The sequence below is a fragment of the Alcaligenes sp. AB3 genome, from assembly GCF_031844565.1.
GTDB classification, from domain to species: domain Bacteria; phylum Pseudomonadota; class Gammaproteobacteria; order Burkholderiales; family Burkholderiaceae_B; genus Alcaligenes; species Alcaligenes faecalis.
In genome coordinates this window covers 51707-70584 of the sequence record NZ_JAUZVM010000006.1, presented here as the reverse complement: position 1 = coordinate 70584, position 18878 = coordinate 51707, and the positions used below count along the sequence as shown (strand labels likewise).

At 57.1% G+C, this 18878-nt stretch carries 19 protein-coding genes; 15 read left to right on the top strand and 4 right to left on the bottom strand.

The window, feature by feature from the left end:
* Positions 1–52: 52 nt before the first annotated feature.
* Complete coding sequence (locus Q9R35_RS13395) at positions 53–721, bottom strand: TIGR00730 family Rossman fold protein (protein ID WP_042484241.1); 669 nt, start codon at positions 719–721, stop codon at positions 53–55.
* On the opposite strand from Q9R35_RS13395, the gene polA reads away from it, so the two are divergent.
* Positions 720–3437 carry a DNA polymerase I gene (gene polA, locus Q9R35_RS13390; protein ID WP_311219977.1) on the top strand — a complete coding sequence of 906 codons (2718 nt, stop codon included), beginning with the start codon at positions 720–722 and terminating at the stop codon, positions 3435–3437. The genes Q9R35_RS13395 and polA overlap by 2 nt on opposite strands.
* Before the next feature lie 104 nt (positions 3438–3541).
* Here the strand turns inward: polA and Q9R35_RS13385 are convergent, their stop codons facing one another.
* Both Q9R35_RS13385 and Q9R35_RS13380 read right to left on the bottom strand, forming a co-directional pair.
* Positions 3542–5206 (bottom strand): Na/Pi cotransporter family protein, encoded by a 1665-nt coding sequence (locus Q9R35_RS13385; protein ID WP_045931105.1) that lies wholly within the window; start codon positions 5204–5206, stop codon positions 3542–3544.
* A gap of 60 nt (positions 5207–5266) precedes the next feature.
* Complete coding sequence (locus tag Q9R35_RS13380; protein WP_125304733.1) at positions 5267–5716, bottom strand: MarR family winged helix-turn-helix transcriptional regulator; 450 nt, start codon at positions 5714–5716, stop codon at positions 5267–5269.
* A 178-nt stretch (positions 5717–5894) separates the two neighbouring features.
* Here Q9R35_RS13380 and aceE point away from each other — a divergent pair, with 178 nt between their 5' ends.
* From aceE to Q9R35_RS13360, 4 genes are all read left to right on the top strand, one after another.
* Positions 5895–8570: a pyruvate dehydrogenase (acetyl-transferring), homodimeric type gene (gene aceE / locus Q9R35_RS13375; RefSeq protein WP_311219976.1), complete on the top strand. Its 2676-nt coding sequence runs from the start codon at positions 5895–5897 to the stop codon at positions 8568–8570.
* 186 nt (positions 8571–8756) lie between these two features.
* Positions 8757–9275 (top strand): hypothetical protein, encoded by a 519-nt coding sequence (locus Q9R35_RS13370; RefSeq protein WP_311219975.1) that lies wholly within the window; start codon positions 8757–8759, stop codon positions 9273–9275.
* Complete coding sequence (locus tag Q9R35_RS13365) at positions 9178–9702, top strand: alpha/beta hydrolase (protein WP_311219974.1); 525 nt, start codon at positions 9178–9180, stop codon at positions 9700–9702. Before Q9R35_RS13370 ends, Q9R35_RS13365 begins: the two co-directional genes overlap by 98 nt.
* A 62-nt stretch (positions 9703–9764) precedes the next feature.
* A complete protein-coding gene (locus tag Q9R35_RS13360) occupies positions 9765–10223 on the top strand; it encodes a GNAT family N-acetyltransferase (RefSeq protein WP_063693575.1) in 459 nt (152 codons plus the stop codon).
* 239 nt (positions 10224–10462) lie between these two features.
* Here Q9R35_RS13360 and htpX read toward each other — a convergent pair whose 3' ends face one another.
* The gene (gene htpX / locus Q9R35_RS13355) at positions 10463–11344 is read right to left on the bottom strand and encodes a protease HtpX (protein WP_026484332.1); all 882 of its coding nucleotides are present in this window, start codon (positions 11342–11344) and stop codon (positions 10463–10465) included.
* On the opposite strand from htpX, the gene Q9R35_RS13350 reads away from it, so the two are divergent.
* The 10 genes from Q9R35_RS13350 (at position 11343) to rpsR (ending at position 18867) form a co-directional block, all read left to right on the top strand.
* Positions 11343–11477 carry a hypothetical protein gene (locus Q9R35_RS13350; protein ID WP_255209290.1) on the top strand — a complete coding sequence of 45 codons (135 nt, stop codon included), beginning with the start codon at positions 11343–11345 and terminating at the stop codon, positions 11475–11477. The two genes, htpX and Q9R35_RS13350, sit on opposite strands and share 2 nt — an antisense overlap.
* Positions 11478–11589: 112 nt before the next feature.
* Entirely contained in the window at positions 11590–12498 is a 909-nt protein-coding gene (locus Q9R35_RS13345) for a DMT family transporter (RefSeq protein WP_080723741.1), read from the top strand.
* The gene (locus tag Q9R35_RS13340; RefSeq protein WP_404977954.1) at positions 12491–13342 is read left to right on the top strand and encodes a sulfurtransferase; all 852 of its coding nucleotides are present in this window, start codon (positions 12491–12493) and stop codon (positions 13340–13342) included. Before Q9R35_RS13345 ends, Q9R35_RS13340 begins: the two co-directional genes overlap by 8 nt.
* A 181-nt stretch (positions 13343–13523) precedes the next feature.
* A complete protein-coding gene (locus Q9R35_RS13335) occupies positions 13524–13790 on the top strand; it encodes an exodeoxyribonuclease VII small subunit (protein WP_003802451.1) in 267 nt (88 codons plus the stop codon).
* Position 13791: 1 nt separating this feature from the next.
* Positions 13792–14700: a polyprenyl synthetase family protein gene (locus tag Q9R35_RS13330; protein WP_080723742.1), complete on the top strand. Its 909-nt coding sequence runs from the start codon at positions 13792–13794 to the stop codon at positions 14698–14700.
* A 113-nt stretch (positions 14701–14813) separates the two neighbouring features.
* Positions 14814–16679 carry a 1-deoxy-D-xylulose-5-phosphate synthase gene (gene dxs / locus Q9R35_RS13325; RefSeq protein WP_042484274.1) on the top strand — a complete coding sequence of 622 codons (1866 nt, stop codon included), beginning with the start codon at positions 14814–14816 and terminating at the stop codon, positions 16677–16679.
* Positions 16680–16828: 149 nt separating this feature from the next.
* The gene (gene folE2, locus Q9R35_RS13320; RefSeq protein WP_042484276.1) at positions 16829–17632 is read left to right on the top strand and encodes a GTP cyclohydrolase FolE2; all 804 of its coding nucleotides are present in this window, start codon (positions 16829–16831) and stop codon (positions 17630–17632) included.
* Positions 17633–17775: 143 nt separating this feature from the next.
* Positions 17776–18174, top strand: coding sequence for a 30S ribosomal protein S6 (gene rpsF, locus Q9R35_RS13315; RefSeq protein WP_026484337.1), 399 nt, complete (start codon positions 17776–17778; stop codon positions 18172–18174).
* Between the two features lie 13 nt (positions 18175–18187).
* On the top strand, positions 18188–18505 hold the full coding sequence (gene priB, locus Q9R35_RS13310; RefSeq protein WP_026484338.1) for a primosomal replication protein N: 318 nt from the start codon (positions 18188–18190) through the stop codon (positions 18503–18505).
* 89 nt (positions 18506–18594) lie between these two features.
* Positions 18595–18867, top strand: a complete 273-nt coding sequence (gene rpsR / locus Q9R35_RS13305; RefSeq protein ID WP_003802444.1) for a 30S ribosomal protein S18 — start codon at positions 18595–18597, stop codon at positions 18865–18867.
* Positions 18868–18878 lie beyond the last annotated feature (11 nt).

Here is an 18878-nt window from a genome sequence, read left to right as displayed (position 1 = left end):
CGGCCCTGCTGATGGAGGGCCGAAGAAAGACTGCAAATTTAACCCGTACGCCTTACTGGGGCAATGCGGGTTCCGCCCTAGGCAGTACGCAGCACTGGTTGATGTAGCCCATGACCTCGTCCAGATCGTCGGTCAGGACCAGCAAATTCAGGTCTTTGGGGCCAATCAGGCCCATCTCCATCAATTGCTCACCAATCCAGTCGAGCAGGCCGGACCAAAAGGAAGTGCCGATCAGTACAATGGGTGCGGGTGGGACTTTGCCCGTTTGGACCAAAGTCATGACTTCAAACAGCTCGTCCAGGGTACCGAAGCCGCCAGGCAGGGCAATGTAAGCCCAGCTGTGCATGAAAAAGGTGGCCTTGCGCGAGTAGAAGTACTCGAACTGCAGGCTTTGTGTCTGGTACGGGTTGTTGGTGGTTTCGTGGGGCAAGCGTATATTCAGGCCAATACTTTGCCCGCCTGCTTCGTACGCGCCTTTATTGGCGGCTTCCATCAGGCCAGGGCCGCCGCCTGCAATCAGGGTGACGCCCGCTTCGGCCAGACGACGACCCAGTTCCTGGGCCAGTTCGTAGTAAGGATGACCGGGTTTGATGCGTGCGCTGCCGAAAACACTAACGCCAGCACCCATTTCTTTTAATGTATCGACCGCAGTTTGCAGTTCCTTCATGATGGTAGGAATCTGCTCAGAGGCCGGTAAACGGACGATTTTATTGTTAGACATGAAAAAAACCTTGTTGCTCGTTGATGGTTCCAGCTATCTGTACCGAGCGTACCATGCGATGCCCGATCTGCGAAACGCGCAAGGCCAGCCTACAGGCGCCTTGTACGGGGTCATCAATATGCTGCGCCGTCTGCTACAGGATTATCAGGCGGACTATATGGTATGCGTTTTCGATGCCAAGGGCCGCACTTTCCGGGACGATCTGTACGATCAATACAAGGCTAACCGGCCCTCCATGCCCGAAGATATGGCGGTGCAAATAGAGCCTATTCATAAAGCGGTACGCGCCATGGGCTGGCATCTGATTTGTCAGCCTGGCGTAGAGGCCGACGATATCATCGGCACGCTTTCCCGTCTGGCGGCTGAAAATGGCATCGAGACGGTGGTGTCTACCGGGGACAAGGACCTGGCCCAGCTGGTCAATGAGCATGTGCAGCTGGTCAATACCATGAGTAACGAAAAGCTGGATGTAGAAGGCGTCACCAGCAAGTACGGCGTACGCCCAGATCAGATTATCGATTATTTGATGCTGATTGGCGACACTTCGGACAATATTCCCGGCGTGCCCAAGGTGGGCCCCAAGACGGCCGCCAAGTGGCTGGCCGAGTATGGCAGCCTGGACGAACTGTTGCAGCATGCCGACAAGATCAAGGGGGTGGCCGGCCAGAACCTGCGTGATTTCAGCTCCAACTTTGACATGACGCGCAAGCTGGTCACGGTCAAACTCGATTGCGAGGTGCCTGGTTTTACGGGGGATTTCGAAGCCTTGGAGCCGGAGCCCCGCGACAATGTCGTGTTGCAGGATATCTACGAAACCTATGGGTTCCGCAGCTGGTTGCGTGAACTGACGGCTGATCCCACGCGCGTGCCCGCCCAGGATGCGCGTGTCGAGGCTGAAACGCCTGCAGCCCCCGCTGAGCTGGATTACCAGACCGTCACGACTAAAGAACAGTTGCAGTCCCTGCTAAGCCTGCTGGAAAAGGCCGAGCTGGTGGCGCTGGATACGGAAACCACCTCCCTGGACCCCTTGATGGCGCGTCTGGTGGGCTTGTCGGTGTCGGTCAAGGTCGGTCAGGCTTTCTATGTGCCGGTGGCCCACCGTGGCTCGCTGGATGTAGAGCAGCTGGATAAAGACTATGTGCTGGAAACCCTGCGTCCCTGGCTGGAAAACGCAGAGGCGGCCAAGGTCCTGCATAACGCCAAATACGATACTCATGTCCTGCTGAATGAAAAAGTCAGCCTGCGCGGTATCCGCGAGGACACCATGTTGCAGGCTTATGTTCTGCAATCGCACAAGCGTGTCGGCATGGAAGAGCTGGCCTTGCAATGGCTGGGTCTGAAAGGGGCGTCTTATGAGGATATTTGCGGCAAGGGTGCCAAGCAGATCGGCTTTGATGAGGTGGATATTCCGGTGGCTTCGCAATACGCCTGCGAAGATGCGGACTACACCTTGCGTCTGCATCAGTGCCTGCGTCCCCAAGTGGCCAAGGAAGAGGGGCTGGAGCGCATTTACCTGCTGGAAGTTCAGGCCTCGGATGTGCTGACCATTGTGGAGCGCAATGGCGTCAAGATTGATGTACCTACTTTGGCGCGCCAAAGCCACGAGCTGGGTCAGAAAATGCTGGAGCTGGAAAACAAGGCCTACGAACTGGCCGATCAGCCCTTCAATATGAACTCCCCCAAGCAAGTGGGCGAGATTCTGTTCGGCAAGCTGGGTATTCCGGTGGTTCGTAAAACGGCCAGCGGTGCTCCCTCTACCGATGAGGATGTGCTGACCCGTTTGGCTCAGGATTACCCCTTGCCGCAGGTACTGCTGGAATACCGTGGCCTGGCCAAACTCAAGTCCACCTACACGGACAAACTGCCCAAAATGGTGAATCCGGACAGTGGCCGCGTGCATACCCGTTATGCACAGGCTGCTGTCATTACCGGGCGTTTGGCGTCTTCCGACCCTAACTTGCAGAATATTCCGGTGCGTACGGCAGAAGGTCGCCGTGTTCGTGCCGCCTTCGTGTCTGAACTGGGCAAAGTGGTTTCGGCTGACTATTCCCAGATCGAATTGCGTGTGATGGCCCATGTGTCGGGCGACGAAAATCTGCAGCAGGTGTTCGAGCAGGGCGGGGACGTGCACACGGCGACCGCTGCCGAGATCTTCGGTGTGGATGCCAAGGACGTCAGCTCTGATCAGCGTCGTGCGGCCAAGGCGATCAACTTTGGTCTGATCTACGGCATGGGCGAATTCGGCCTGGCCAGCAATCTGGGTATTACTCGTGATGCAGCCCGTGCCTATATTGATCGTTACTTCGCCCGCTATCCTGGTGTGGCCAGCTACATGACGCGCATCAAAGCGCAGGCGCACGAGCAGGGTTATGTGGAAACCGTGTTTGGTCGCCGTCTGTGGCTACCTGAACTGAAGGGCGCGAAAGGGCCACGCATGGCCGGTGCAGAGCGTGCCGCCATTAACGCCCCGATGCAGGGCACTTCGGCTGACCTGATCAAGATGGCCATGGTGGCGGTGCAACGCTGGCTGGAAGAAAAAGGGCTGCGTACGCAGATGGTGATGCAGGTACATGACGAATTGGTATTCGATGTACCCGAAGACGAGCTGGATGTCCTGCGTGAAAACTTGCCGGGCCTGATGTGCAATGTGGCCAAGCTGGATGTGCCGCTGGTGGCTGAAGTCGGCGTGGGCGATAACTGGGAACAGGCTCACTAAGGCTTTTTGGCAAGCTAAAGGCAAAAGGAAAAGGCGACCTGATGGTCGCCTTTTCCTTTTTAAGCAGCAGAACGGCTTGTTTTAACCGCCCGGCTGCAGTCTGTTTATTCCTCGTTGGAGCGTACCCGGTTGGGCAGCAACTCGTCGTGCTTGGCCAGAATGGGATAGGCGGCGGCGCTGACCAGATAGGAGTTGATGGTGCGCACGTCACGCAAAATCTCCAGGTACAAGGAACCCTGCTCGGCAGAGTCCAGCTGACCGGCCTTGATCTTGCGAATATGGCGGTCTGCGGCAGCCACTTCCAGCTCGCGGAAGAAGTCTTTTTCAAAGGCCAGGAAGCGGGCGGTTTTCACGTCCTCGGCCACGAACAGAGCGGCAGCCTGACGCTGATTGCGAATCAGCCTGTCCATGACCTTGCCGATCTCGGCCTGTTCTTCCGATTGCAGTATCCAGCCTTGCTTGCGCAGCTTGGCCGTGTGACTGAGCAAACCATTGACGCTGATCGTGGCGGCGTGCGAGATATTGGTGGAGAAAGTCAGAATGTCGTTCAGACGACGGGTATCTTTCTTGCTCAGGTTTTCCTGGTCCATGCTGGCCAGATAAGTGGTGATCAGCGGCTCCAGCCGGTTGACAGCATTGCTGATATAGCGCGCGTGGTTGATGCTCTGGGCGCTATTGTTCAGCATGTTCTGGCGGGCCGTATCCAGGATCTCCTGCAGCATATCGGACAGACGCAGCGCTTCTCGAGCCGCATTGCCCAAGGCCACGGCAGGCACTTCCTGTGCGGACTGGTCCAGATACAAGGGCAGGCCAGGATCATCCGGATCGGTGCGACGAGGCAGGTAACGGCTCAGCAGGCGCGAATAGGGTTTGAGCAAAGGCAGAAACAGCGCGGCTACGGCCAGGTTGAAGAAGGTGTGGAAGTTGGCCACGGCACGGGCCGGGTCATCGGTGAACCAGCTCATCAGATCCGGAATCCAGGGCAGCACGATCATGCCAATCAGGCAGCCAAACACACGTGTGCCCAAGTTGCCGATGGGCAGACGTTTGTTGGCTGGGTCCTTGGTGCTGCCAGCCCCTTCCAGAATCGGGTTGATGGCCGTGCCCACGTTGGCACCCAGTACCAGTGCATAGGTCAGCTGTGGATCCATATGCTGATGGCTGGCCAGCGAGATGATCAGCACCACAATGGCCACGCTGGAGTGCGCGGCCCAGGTTAGCAGGGCGGCCAGCAACATGCCTGTCATGGGGCTGCCTGCCAGCGCTTCCAGAATGGTTTGCAGCAGTGGGGCGTCCTGAATGGGCGAGAACAGACCCACCAGTTCATGCAAGGACAGCAGCAAAAGGCCCAGACCAATAAAGACGCGGCCCAGATCGCGACGGCGTCCAGGCTCTTGCGAGCGAAATAGCCAGACACCCAGAAGAATCAGGGCGGGGGCCAGCGCGGTCATCTTGAAGGACAGCAGTTGCACGATCAGCGTCGTGCCCACATTGGCGCCCAACATGGCGGCCAGGGCCGGAACCAGGGCAACCATGCCGGTGGCGGCAAAGCTGGTAATCATCAGTCCGGTGGCGGTACTGCTTTGAATGGCAGCGGTAATGGCCGCACCCGCAAAAAAGGCGCGACGGGGGCGGCCCAGGGCATGGCCCATCCAGACGCCCAGCTCAGCACCAAAGGCGCGTTGCACACCGCTTTGCACCATGTGGATACCCCACAGGAGCAAGGCGATATAACCCCCGAAATCGAGAAGTGCGAAGATTTCTTTCATTGCTAAATAATAGCCCAGCGCATCTTGCAAGCGTGAGTCTCAGCTTGCAGTTGGACACATTCAGGTGTTGGGAGTTTGCCGCGCCTGTCGGGCAGCCAGATCCAGACCTTTTGCAAACTGTGCTTGTTCCTGGTCGGAAAAGGCCGACAGGAACAGCTCCTGCACCGCGCTCTGGTAGACCTGCCACATTTGTTTGCGCAAGGCCCGGCCTTCATCTGTGATGCGGGCAAAAGCGGCTCGGCCATCTTCAGAAGAACGGCTGCGCTGGACCAGACCTTGCGCTTCCAGCCGGTCAACCAGTCGTGTCAGGTTATAGCGCTCTATGACCAGCCGGTCGGCCAGTTCATGCATGCGGCGGGTGCCTTCCGTCCCGGTTTCCAACCCCCACAACACGTCGTACCAGGCATAAGGCGGCAGCTTCTCGGCAGCCAGTCTGCGTTCGATTTCTTTCAGGATGCTGCGGTGCGCCCGCACAAAGGAAAACCACAGATCAGTATCGGAGCGACTCATCGTTCTTTCCCCCAGGAGTTTATTTTTTAGTTGCAAATGCAATTATACGTGGATAAGATGCGCTACATAAAGTAGTTGCAATTGCAATCGTATGGGTGAGGGTCTGTCCTGCCCTGCGTCTTGTTCAGGCTGTGAGGACGCCGAGTGGCGAATCCGGCCTATCCACCTGGAGATTGTTATGAATCACGCTTTGCAGATCGCGGATGTGGACCCGCAAGAGACGACCGAGTGGCTTGATGCCCTGGAATCGGTCACCGCGGCAGAAGGGCGCTCCCGTGCCCATTATCTGATTGACCAATTGCTGGATTTCGATGCGCGTCATCATGGCGACCTGTACACGCGCGTGACTACCTCGTATGTGAATACCATCCCCGTGCATCAGCAAACCCCGTACCCGGGTGACAAGGAACTGGAGCGCAAGCTCAATGCCTATGTGCGCTGGAATGCCATGATCATGGTGCTGCGTGCTGGTCGGCATTCCAATGTGGGCGGGCACATTGCCACCTATCAGTCTGCGGCGGTCTTGTACGACGTGGGCTTTGATCATTTTTTCCGGGGCCGTACAGAAAGCTTTGACGGTGATCTGGTCTATATACAGGGCCACTCCGCCCCCGGCATTTATGGCCGTGCTTATGTAGAAGGGCGCCTGGACGATGAGCAGATGGACAACTTCCGTCGTGAGGCCGGACGTCGTGGCCTGCCGTCTTACCCGCACCCACGTTTGATGCCCGAGTTCTGGCAGTTTCCCACCGTGTCCATGGGTCTGGGGCCATTGATGGCTGCTTATCAGGCTCGCTACATGTGCTACCTGGATTTCCGGGGCCTGAAGCCTATGGATGGCCGCAAGGTCTGGGCCTTTCTGGGTGATGGTGAGATGGATCAGGCCGAGGCCCTGTCCGCCATTGCTGTGGGTGGCCGAGAGAAGCTGGACAACCTGATCTTCGTGGTCAACTGCAATTTGCAGCGGCTGGATGGCCCTGTGCGTGGCAATAGCAAAGTCATTCAGGAGCTGGAAGCGACCTTCCGTGCCGCAGGCTGGAATGTCATCAAGGTGATTTGGGGCGCAGGCTGGGATGATCTGCTGGCCAAAGATAAAACCGGCTTGCTGCGTAAACGCATGATGGAGTGCGTGGACGGGGATTATCAGACCTTCAAATCGCAAAGTGGCGCTTATGTGCGCGAGCACTTCTTTGGCAAGTATCCCGAACTGCTGGAACTGGTGGCGGATTTGTCGGACGAGGATATCTGGGCTCTGGCTCGTGGTGGTCACGATCCCGACAAGGTCTACGCTGCTTATGCGCAAGCTGCGCGTAACCCTCAGGGTGGGCCAACCGCGATTCTGGTGAAAACCGTGAAAGGCTTTGGCATGGGCGAGGCCGGTGAAGGCCAGAATATCAATCACCAGCTCAAGAAAGTGAGCGCCGATGCCGTGCGTGCCTTCCGGGATCGTTTCCAGCTCCCCGTGACGGATGAACAACTGGAAGAGCTGCCTTATCTGCGTCCGGAGCCAGGCAGCCCGGAAGCCTTGTACTTGCAGCAGCGTCGTGCGGCCTTGGGTGGCTTTGTGCCATCCCGCAGAACCTCTGTCCCGGCTTTGACAGTGCCCGCGCTGGACAGTTTTGCGGCCCAGCTGAAAGGCACAGGGGAGCGTGGCCTGTCCACGACCATGGCTTTTGTGCGTATCTTGAGCACCTTGTTGAAAGACCCGGTGCTGGGCAAATTGATTGTGCCCATCGTGCCGGATGAGTCGCGCACCTTTGGGATGGAAGGTCTGTTCCGCCAGATTGGTATCCACTCTTATTTAGGGCAGTTGTACACGCCGCAGGATGCCGGCCAGCTGAGCTATTACAAAGAGGCCAAGGATGGGCAGATCTTGCAGGAAGGCCTGAATGAGTCCGGGGCAATCTCCTCCTGGATTGCGGCAGGTACGGCCTACAGCAATCACGGTGTTCCCACGATTCCGCTCTTTATTTTCTACTCCATGTTCGGTTTTCAGCGAGTGGGGGACTTTATCTGGGCTGCGGCGGATGCACGGACACGGGGTTTCCTGTTTGGCGCAACCTCGGGCCGGACCACCTTGATGGGCGAAGGTTTGCAGCATGACGATGGTCATAGCCATGTGCTCTCCAGCGTGGTGCCTAGCTGCCGCTCTTACGACCCCACCTTCTCCTATGAGCTGGCCGTGATCATGCAGGATGGTATCCGTCGCATGTATCAGGATCAGGAGGACGTGTTCTATTACATTACCGTGCTCAACGAAAACTACCCGCATCCCGAGATGCCCGACGGCGTGGAGCAGGGCATTATCAAAGGGCTGTATCTCTTGCAGGCTGGACCGCAGCACAAAGCCAAGGCCCCGCGTGTGCAGTTGTTGGGCAGTGGCTCGATCCTGATGGAAGTGCTGGCTGCCGCGCAATTGCTGCAAGACGACTTTGGCGTGGCCAGCGATGTCTGGAGTGCGCCCAGCCTGAACGAGCTGCGTCGTGATGGTCTGGACACCGAGCGCTGGAACACCTTGCATCCGGAAAGCGAGCCGCGCATTCCTTATGTGCAGTCTTGCCTGGAAGGGCATGCAGGCCCGATTGTGATCGCAACGGACTATATGAAGATTGTGGGGGAGCAGATTCGACCCTTCCTGCCAGAGCGTCGTTTGCTGGCGTTGGGTACGGACGGTTTTGGGCGTTCCGACACACGTGCGTCGCTGCGCGAGTTCTTTGAGGTGGATAGGCATTTCATCTTGGTCTCGGCCTTGAAAGCCTTGGCTGATGAAGGTTCGGTGCCGCGTTCCTTGGTCAGTGAGGCCTTGCAGCGCTATCAAATCAACCCTGAGAAGACCAATCCCATGAAGCCTTGAGTCTTGCCAGTCCGGTCGTCTTTTTGGGCAAACGGCGACCGGCGGCGGGACACCAGTCAGCAAGGGGTGCGATGGCCTGCTGTCTCCCCTGGTCAGGTCAGCCCTTTGCTGGCTGGTCCCTTTTTTATGGCGATGGGCGCGCCATTTTCTCCATCAAATCTTCATCATTCTGTGCCACAGTACGGCATGGATTACTCAATTTCTTTGGCTCGCCTGGTGGGCCTTGCTGTCTTGGCTAGCTTGGGCGGTCAGGCCCATGCTCAGGTCCAGTCTCATGAGTTGGCGCGTGCAGATGGCAGCACCATCCATTATTATGTCCAGCCTGCTGTCGCTCCCCAGGACGGCGTGCATGAACTGCTTCTGATTGTGCAAGGCTCGGACTGCAATAGCGTGGCACACAAGAAGATTGTCTGGGAAACCCTGGCCAAAGCCCGCCCGCAAGCCCAGGTGCTGGCCGTAGAAAAGTATGCGCTGACAGCGGCTTTGCCCGCCAGCGATGACCCCGAGCGCAGCGACTGCCCGACAGACTATATTCAGCACGACAATCCCCAGCAGCGTGTGGCCGATCTTGAGGCAGTTTTAAAACAGCTGCAAAGCCAGACTCGCTATGACCAGCTCTTTGCCTTGGGGGGGGAGCGAAGGGGCGGTCATCGTCCATCTGCTGGCGGCCCGGACCCCTTATCTGGATGCCGCCGTCAGCTTTAATGGTGGCGGGCGCTGGTTCCAGGATGATGTGCTCTATAGCGTGTCGGTGGAGGAGATGCCGGCTGCTGACAAGCAAGCCATGCTGGATGGGTTGGGTGGTTTTCTGAAGCAGGCCAAGGCTGGTCTGGATACCGAGATGAGTCAGCATGGCCGGGACTGGTGGCAGCAAATGCTGAACCTGGATCAGGCTGATGTACTGCGACAAATTGGTATTCCAACGCTGGTGATCCAGTCCGGGCGCGATGCCTCGGTCTCGCCGCAAGCGGCTGCCGAGATGCTGGTTCAGGTTGATAACCCACATCTGGTGTGGCGCACCTATCCCGATCTGGACCACGGCATGAATCAGCCCGACGGCAGCTCGGCCATGCCACAGGTGGTGGGGGATATTGCCCAGTGGCTCAATCAGTTCAAGCGCGGCACCCCTTAAGTCTTTTTTATGGTCGACAAGGTGATGATTTGTCGTCCGCGTTCTTTTTATTGGAGTAGTCAATGAGCAAGACCGTCTTGCGCGCTGCAGTGCCTGAAGATGCCCGCGAGTGCCTGCGCATTCGGAGCCTGACCCGCGAGAATGCCTTTTCCGAACAGGACCTGGCGGCCCTGGGGATTACCGCCGAAAGCTGGGCTGCCGGTATTGAAGATGGCAGTTGCCCCGGCTATGTCGCTCTGGTGGGTGAACAGATAGCTGGCTATTGCTTTGGTGATAGCGAGAGTGGCGAGATCATGGTGCTGGCCTTATTGCCTGAATACGAAAGCCTGGGTTTGGGCCGCCGTTTGCTGGAACAGATGGTGCAGGATTTGCAGGCGCGTGGTTTTACGCGCCTGTTCCTGGCCTGTAATAGCGATCCTCAGGTGCGTTCCTATGGTTTCTATCGTCATTTGGGCTGGACCGAAAGTGGCCAGCGTGATGAGTTCGGTGACGATATTTTGGAATATCACTTTGCAGATTAAGTTTGGAGCTGTCTGTGACCGCCTATGGCGGGTTTCTAGCGCAGGAAGTGCTGGAGCCTCGGGGCGTGTACCACGAGATCCATCTGAATGACTGGAGCAAGGCGGTGTCGAGTCGGCACAGGATGATCGTCCGACAGCCGATACGTTAACTTTGCGCCAAGGTAAAAAAAAAACGCCCCAAAAGCACACAGGCTTTTGGGGTGTTTTGTTGGGATGTGCCGTTCAGGCTGCCGGTGCTCTTAGACTGACTGGGCGTTTTGCAAAGCCTGGATACGTGCCGCGATAGGGGGGTGGGAAGCGAAGATCGCGCTGATCGAACGACCACCCGAAATACCGGAGGCTTCAAAGTTCTTGGGCAGTTCGCCAGGAGCCATGCCACCCAGGCGGGCCAGTGCGTGGATCATGGGCTGACGCGAACCCAGCAGCTGGGCGGAACCGGCATCAGCACGGTACTCACGCTGACGCGAGAACCAGGCCACGATGATGGAGGCCAGCACGCCAAAAATCAGCTCGAACACAAAGACCGAGGCGTAGTAACCCATGCCCACATCGCGATCATTGCGCAGCAGCACGCGGTCTACAAAGTAGCCGGCCAGACGGGCCAGGAAGATTACGAAGGTGTTCACCACGCCCTGAATCAAGGTCAGGGTCACCATATCACCATTGGCAATGTGGGCGACTTCGTGGCCCAGCACGGCCATGACTTCTTCTTCGGTCATGCCGCGCAGCAAGCCGGTGGACACGGCGACCAGCGCATCATTCTTGAACGCACCGGTGGCAAAGGCATTGGGTTCGCCTTCGTAAATGGCTACTTCCGGGCGGCCAATACCGGCGCGGTCGGCCAGTTGATGCACGGTATCTACCAGCCAGGCTTCTTCGGCGTTGGCGGGAGCGTTCGGGTCAATGACGCGAGCATTCACGCTTTGCTTGGCCATCCATTTGCTCATCAGCAAGGAAATGATGGCGCCGGTAAAGCCGACCAAAGCCGAGAAAATCAGCAATTGAGTCAGGTCCAGACCTTGCGCGTTCAGGTAACGTCCCACACCCAAAATATTCATGGAGGCGCTGAGCACCAGCATGACGGCCAAGTTGGTTATTAAGAAAAGGACAATTCGTTTCATGAATGCGGATTCCGGTATGACAGAAGAAATCGTGATCGTGGAAACACGATCTGCGCGAATTTTAGCCTTGATTCCAGGCGGGACAATAAAAGATTCAGCTTTTAGTCAGCTTTTGGACAAGATAGTTTCTTGAGCTGTCTTTCATGCTGTTATGTAAGTGGTCTGGATATGGGGTTACCGGGCCACTTTTACAAGGTGGGGAGTATAGTAATGGCTTTCCCTTATTACTGATTTGGTCTGATCACATGCAGTCATTGTGGATGCTGGTAGCCTGCGCCATGTTTGCCATTATGGGGGCCTGTGTCAAAGTGTCCGCCGATGCGGGCGCATCGATGGCGCAAATCGTTTTGTTCCGGGGTGTGCCCTCAGTACTTCTTCTGGTGTTCTGGGCCAAGAGCCGTGGTTTACGGCTGGCTCCTCAAAGCTGGAAACTGCATATCCGACGTAATGTCTCCGGGGTCAGTTCCATGTGGCTGGGTTTTCTGGCTCTGGCCAATCTGCCTTTGTCGACAGCCGTCAGCCTGAACTACACCGCTCCCTTGTTTATTGCTTTCTGGATGCTTGCCTGGGGTGGCACCCAGCGTGATCCCGTGCGTCTGATTGCGGTACTGCTGGGCTTTATGGGCGTGATCGGTGTCTTGCGCCCCAGCATTACGCCTGACCAATGGTGGGCGGCGATGCTGGGCCTGTGTGCCGGTGCCTTGAGCGCGGTGGCCATGATGCAGGTACGCGCGCTGGGGCGTTCGGGCGAGCCTGAGTGGCGCACCGTGCTGCTGTTTTCCTGTTTTGTTGTCTGTTCCAGTCTGGTTGGCCTTTTGTGGGAAGGCTGGCGTGAGCTAAGCTGGCGCGCCTGGCTGGCCTTGCTGGGGGTAGGCTTGTCCGGCTTGTTCGGGCAGCTGACCATGACGCGTGCTTTTGGATTGGGCTCGGCCCTGTTGACCGCAGCCTTGCAATACACCACCATTATTTTCGCCGCCCTGATTGGCATTGCTTTCTGGGGCGATGTGCCGGACTGGTTAGCCTGGGCTGGCATGGCATTGATTATTGGGTCTGGTCTGTTGTCGGCCTGGCGTACCTACAGCGAGGATCGTATCTTGCGAGGTCAGGCCACGGCAGCGGAGCAGGCACCCGTCAAGGAGGCAGAACGTGTTTGAATTTCTGGTTAGCGCAGAACAAGTCCAGGCCAATCTGGATAACTCGGAGTGGTTGATTCTGGATGTACGCCATGATTTGGCCGACCATCAGGCAGGACGACGCGCTTATGAGCAGGGGCATATTCCGGGCGCGGTGTTCCTGGATCACGAGGTCGATCTGGCAGCTCCCAAGACGGGTCTGAATGGTCGTCATCCTTTGCCCAGCCGTCAGGAGCTGGCGCAGCTTTTGCAGCAAAACGGCTTGCGTGATGGCATGCAGGTCGTGGTCTACGATGCTCAGGGTTCCTTGTTTGCCAGCCATATGTGGTGGATGCTGCGCTGGCTGGGGCATCCCCAGGTCGCCATTCTGGATGGTGGCTGGCAGGCCTGGCAGCAATTGGGCGGAGCCGAAGAAAGCGGCTCGGCCAAGCCTGTACCAGCGGCTGCTAAGTTGAGCGTGCCTGAGCAGGCTGCCATGCCTACTGTGCAGACCGAGCAGGTACTGAAAAACCTGTCCAAACCTATTTTCACTGTGCTGGATGCGCGCGCCGCAGAACGATATCGCGGTGATGTGGAACCGATGGACCCGGTCGCAGGTCATATCCCCGATGCGCTTAACCGTTCGCACCTGAATAATCTGGGCGAACAAGGGCGTTTCAAACCCGCCGAGCAATTGCGTCAGGAGTTTCAGGACTTGCTGGGCTCGATTTCGGCAGAGATGGTTGTGCATCAGTGCGGTTCGGGTATTACAGCCTGTCACAATCTTTTTGCCATGGAATTGGCCGGTTTAACTGGTTCCAGCATCTACCCCGGCTCCTGGAGTGAATGGGTCAGTGATGCCAGCCGGCCTGTTGCGCGCAGCTAGGTTGCTGACTCGTCCTCGTGGTGCTGAAAAAGCCGCCTCAGGGCGGCTTTTTTTACCGCTTTATCCTGGTACGGACTCTCTATCCTGTTTGTAGGCTACCGCCTGACGCAGGCTCCCGTACAATGCCACTTCCAATTGGGCCTCGGCTAGTCCGAACAGCCCTCATTGATCAGGAATAGTTATGGTTAAATCTCGCGATGATAATCAAAGCGCCCAGGCGCCAGCCCAGCAGGATTTCGAGTCCGCCCTGGCGCAACTGGAAGCGTTGGTCGCTCGCATGGAAAGCGGGGCATTGCCGCTGGAGCAGGCTTTGCAGGCTTACGAGCAGGGCGTGGAGTTAGCCCAATTGTGTCAGCGCAAGCTGGACCTTGCACAAGAACAAGTCAGCGTATTGCAAGGCAATCTGCTGCGCCCCTTGTCCGGGGATGAAGCTGTTGGAGATAGTTAAGATGAGTTCTACCAGTTTTTCTGATTGGCTGCAGGCCCGGGTTGAGCAAACTGAGACCGTACTGGAACAGTTGTTGCCCCCTGTCAGTCAGGAACCCGCTCGTTTGCACGAAGCCATGCGCTACTCCGTGCTGGGTGGTGGCAAGCGCGTGCGCGCCGCTTTGGTCTACGCCGCCGGTGAGGCCGCCTTGCAAGGCAAGCCCATGGCGGCTGCCCAACTGAAAGCCTTGGAGCTGGCAGCGGCGGCGGTGGAATTGATTCACGCCTACTCGCTGGTTCACGACGATTTGCCGTGCATGGACGACGACAAATTGCGTCGTGGTCGCCCGACCACCCATGTTCAGTTTGATGAAGCCTGCGCCATGCTGGCTGGCGATGCCTTGCAACCGTTGGCCTTTGAGCTGCTGGCACAAATGCCAATTGCCCCTGCCTTGATTGTGCAAGCCATTACCCAATTGGCTCAGGCTGCAGGCAGTGCCGGCATGGCCGGTGGCCAGGCTATTGATTGTGAAAGTGTGGGCATTGCTCTGGATCGCGATCAGTTGCAAGAGATGCACAGCATGAAAACCGGCGCCATGTTGCAGGCCAGCGTTTTGCTGGGTGGTATCGTGGCGGGGGCGTCCTCTACCGTGCGTAATGGTTTGGAGGAGTACGCCCAGGCAGTCGGTCTGGCCTTCCAGGTCGTGGACGACATTCTGGATGTGACAGCCGATACCGCCACGCTGGGCAAGACCGCTGGTAAAGATGCGGCCGACAACAAGCCCACCTATGTTTCCATCCTGGGTATGGACGGATCGCGCGAGTTGCTCGGTGCGTTGAACGAGCAGGCTCAGCTGGCTTTGCGCCCCTTGGGACCTGCCGCTGCGCGACTGACGCAACTGGCTGACTACATCGTGGGTCGCAATCATTAAGCGACGTGGGCTTGTGCTACTTTGGCACAGACCGCGAAGCGTTTTACAATAGCCGATTGGCGATTGTTTTTAGACAGTCGTTTCACTTATTTGCCCGGATAGACGTCTTTAGTATGACAACCGTTTCCCTAGAGCAGATCCAGTCTCCCGCCGACTTGCGCCAGCTTGATCAACGCGATCTTCCCGAGCTGGCACGACAACTGCGCGAGTTTGTTCTGCAATCCGTATCCAAAACCGGTGGGCATTTGTCGTCCAATCTGGGCACGGTTGAATTGACCACCGCCTTGCACTATGTGTTCGAGACTCCCCACGACCGTATCGTATGGGACGTGGGCCACCAGTCCTATCCGCACAAGATTCTGACTGGCCGCCGCGATCAGATGGGTAGCTTGCGTCAGCAAGATGGCATTTCCGGTTTTCCCAAGCGTTCCGAGTCCGAGTATGACGACTTTGGTACCGCGCATTCCTCGACTTCAATTTCTGCCGTATTGGGCATGGCCGTGGCCTCGCGCAATGCCGGGATCGAGCGTCAGCACATTGCCGTGATCGGTGATGGCGCGATGACGGCCGGTATGGCGTTTGAGGCCCTGAACAATGCCGGTGTCACTCCGGATGTGAATGTGCTGGTGGTGCTGAACGACAACGACATGTCAATCTCCCCACCTGTGGGGGCTCTGAATCATTATCTGGCTCGCCTGATGTCGGGCCGATTCTATGCCGCTGCCAAGAATGTAGGCCGTACTGTCTTGCAGCATGTCCCGCCAGTTCTGGAACTGGCGCGCAAGTTTGAAGGCCATGCCAAGGGGATTCTGTCTCCGGCCACGTTGTTTGAAGAGCTGGGCTTTAACTACGTAGGCCCGATTGATGGCCACGATCTGGATGCGCTGGTCTCTACCTTGAGCAATCTGCGTGATCTGGGTGGTTTGCAGTTCCTGCATGTGGTTACCCGTAAAGGGCAGGGCTACAAGCTGGCTGAAGCCGACCCGGTGCTCTACCACGGTCCTGGCAAATTCGATCCCTCAGTGGGGCTGGTTACGCCTACGACCAAGCCGCGTCCTACCTTTACACAGATCTTCGGTCAGTGGCTGTGCGATATGGCCAGGCAGGATGAGCGCCTGTACGGTATTACCCCTGCCATGCGTGAAGGCAGTGGCATGGTGGAGTTCGAGCAACAATTCCCCCGTCGTTATTTTGATGTGGGCATTGCCGAGCAGCACGCCGTGACCTTTGCCGGTGGTTTGGCCTGTGAAGGGCAAAAGCCGGTGGTGGCGATTTACTCCACTTTCCTGCAGCGCGGCTACGATCAGCTGATTCACGACGTGGCCCTGCAGAATCTGGATGTCACGTTTGCGCTGGATCGCGCGGGTATTGTGGGCGCCGACGGGGCAACGCATGCCGGTAATTACGACATTGCCTTTTTGCGCTGCATTCCGAACATGGTGGTGGCCACGCCTTCGGACGAAAACGAAACCCGCTTGTTGCTGACCTGTTGTTATCAGCACCCAGGGCCCAGCTCGGTGCGCTATCCGCGCGGAGCCGGCATCGGTGCTGCCGTCGATCAGGAGCTCCATACCGTGCCGCTGGGAAAGGCCAATCTGCGTCGTCAGGGCAAGAACCTGGCTATTCTGGCTTTTGGTCCCGTCTTGCACGAGGCCCTGAAAGCGGCCGAGGTTCTGGACGCTACCGTGGTGGACATGCGTTTTGTGAAACCCATGGACGAAGCCTTGCTGCAAGAGCTGGCACAAAGCCATCAGGCTTTTGTGACAGTGGAAGAAGGCTGTTTGATGGGTGGTGCAGGCAGCGCGGTACTGGAGTTTGTCAGCCGTGATGCGCTGGTGATGCCCGTGCTGCAACTGGGCTACCCCGACGAGTTCATCGACCACGGTGATCAGAAGAAAATTGCGCAGGATCTGGGTCTGGATGCCGCCGGCATCGAGCGTTCGATTCGTGAGCGTTTCTCAAGTTTGCTTGAGGCGTGAGGCAATTTCTGCACAGTTTAGGGTTTAAATACCCCAATATGCGTGTTCTTGTTAAGGTTATCGAACCTCGCTTGCGATAAGCGTAAGATAATAATTCATTATTGTTTTTATTTACGGTTGCGGCTCTGTCGTAGCTGAACCTGATGGATATGAATACAGTGTCGGAATCGCCTTTGGCCATGCCAGATGTGCAAAGCAGCATGGATACACGCCGTGTTGCGATTCAGCGCGTGGGTGTGCGCGGGGTGCGGCATCCGATGATGCTGGACCTGCAAGGGCAGGCCGTGCCCACCGTGGCGCAATGGGAGTTGACGGTGGCCTTGCCGCCCGAAGAAAAAGGCACCCATATGTCGCGTTTTGTGGCTTTGCTGGAAGAGTACCGCCGTCAAGCCATGACGCCCGCCGGTTTTGTGCAGATGGCTCAGGCCATGCTGCCTTTGCTCAATGCCGGGCGTGGCGACATGACAGCCACCTTCCCCGTTTTCCTGGAAAAAGTGGCGCCCGTATCGGGTGTGGCCAGCCTGATGGATTACACCGTCAGCTGGACAGCACGTGTCGGTGTGGATGCCCAGCCTGAATTTGAATTGTCCGTGCTGGTTCCCGTCACCAGCCTGTGCCCGTGCTCCAAGGCCATTTCGGAGTACGGTGCCCATAATCAACGCTCGCACGTCACGGTGCAGGCCGTATTTGCCGATCCGGCGGCGCTGGATTTGCCCACGCTGATCAAGTCGGTTGAAGAGCAGGCGTCCTGCCAGCTGTGGGGCTTGCTTAAGCGCACTGACGAAAAATACGTCACTGAATACGCTTACGACAATCCCAAGTTTGTCGAAGACCTGGTGCGTGATGTGGCCGTCAGCGTGCGCAGCCTGCCCGGAGTGTTGCGTTATAGCATCGAAGCCGAGAATTTTGAGTCGATTCATAATCACTCTGCCTACGCAAGCGTGCAGGGCTAAGGCTTTTGGCTTGTCAGCCAGCCTTTCTTGGTGCTAGTATCTATGGTTTCTTGCTCGACCCGGATTGAATGGGCGGGCTGTCGCGCTTGGTGCCTGACTGGTTTTACAGCAGGTAGTAGGCGATATCCACAAGGAGTTGTTCCATGCGTCACTACGAAGTAGTGTTCATTGTGCATCCCGATCAAAGCGAGCAAGTGCCCGCCATGATCGAGCGCTATTCGGCGATTGTTACTTCCGAAGGCGGTGCTATTCATCGTCTGGAAGACTGGGGCCGCCGTCAACTGGCTTACCCAATCCAGAAACTGGTCAAGGCTCACTACGTGTGCCTGAACATCGAATGCGGTCAGTCCACTCTGGACGAACTGGAGCATTCCTTCCGCTACAACGACGCTATCTTGCGTTACCTCGTCGCTGGCACGAAGAAAGCCCCTGAAGGCGCTTCGGTCATGATGAAGTCCGTCGAACGCGAAGAAGCACGTAAAGCAAGTACTGAAGCCAGCGCTCCTGCAGCGGCTGAAGCTGAAGCTCAAGCTGAAGAGTAATAGCTCCGACTGCGTGAACCAGTTCTCTCTTGCCGGTCAGCTTATCGACATCAAGCCTTTGCGTTATACGCCGGCGGGTGTCCCAGCTCTGGAATTGGTCCTGGAACACGAATCTTCCGTGATGGAAGCCGGTCACTCCCGGCAAATCGTTTTGACGATGCAGGTAGTGGCTCTGGGAAATAATGCATTGGGTCTGGCAGACACTCCTTTGGGAGCCCGTTTGCAACTACAAGGTTTTATTGCCCCCGCCCGTAAAGGTTCGACGCGTCTGGTGCTGCATGTGCAGCAATATCAGCGTCACTTTCCGGGACAAGGCTCTGTTACGGTTTGACTGGTCTGGCTTGATCGTCGCGAAGTGTTCAACACCTCGCTTCACACTGAATTCTTCCGGGTATAGCCCGGTTACTAACGAGGCACAAAATGGCTTTCCGTAGAGGCAAAGACAAAAAACGCAAATTTGCACAACAGAACCCACTGTTCAAGCGCCGCAAATTCTGCCGCTTCACCGTCGCTGGCGTTGAAGAAATTGATTACAAAGATCTGGACACCCTGCGTGATTTCATCCAGGAAAATGGCAAGATCATCCCTGCACGTTTGACGGGCACCAAAGCTCACTACCAGCGTCAGCTGGACACCGCTGTCAAGCGCGCTCGTTTCCTGGCTCTGTTGCCGTACACCGACAACCACAAATAATCCAGAGGAAC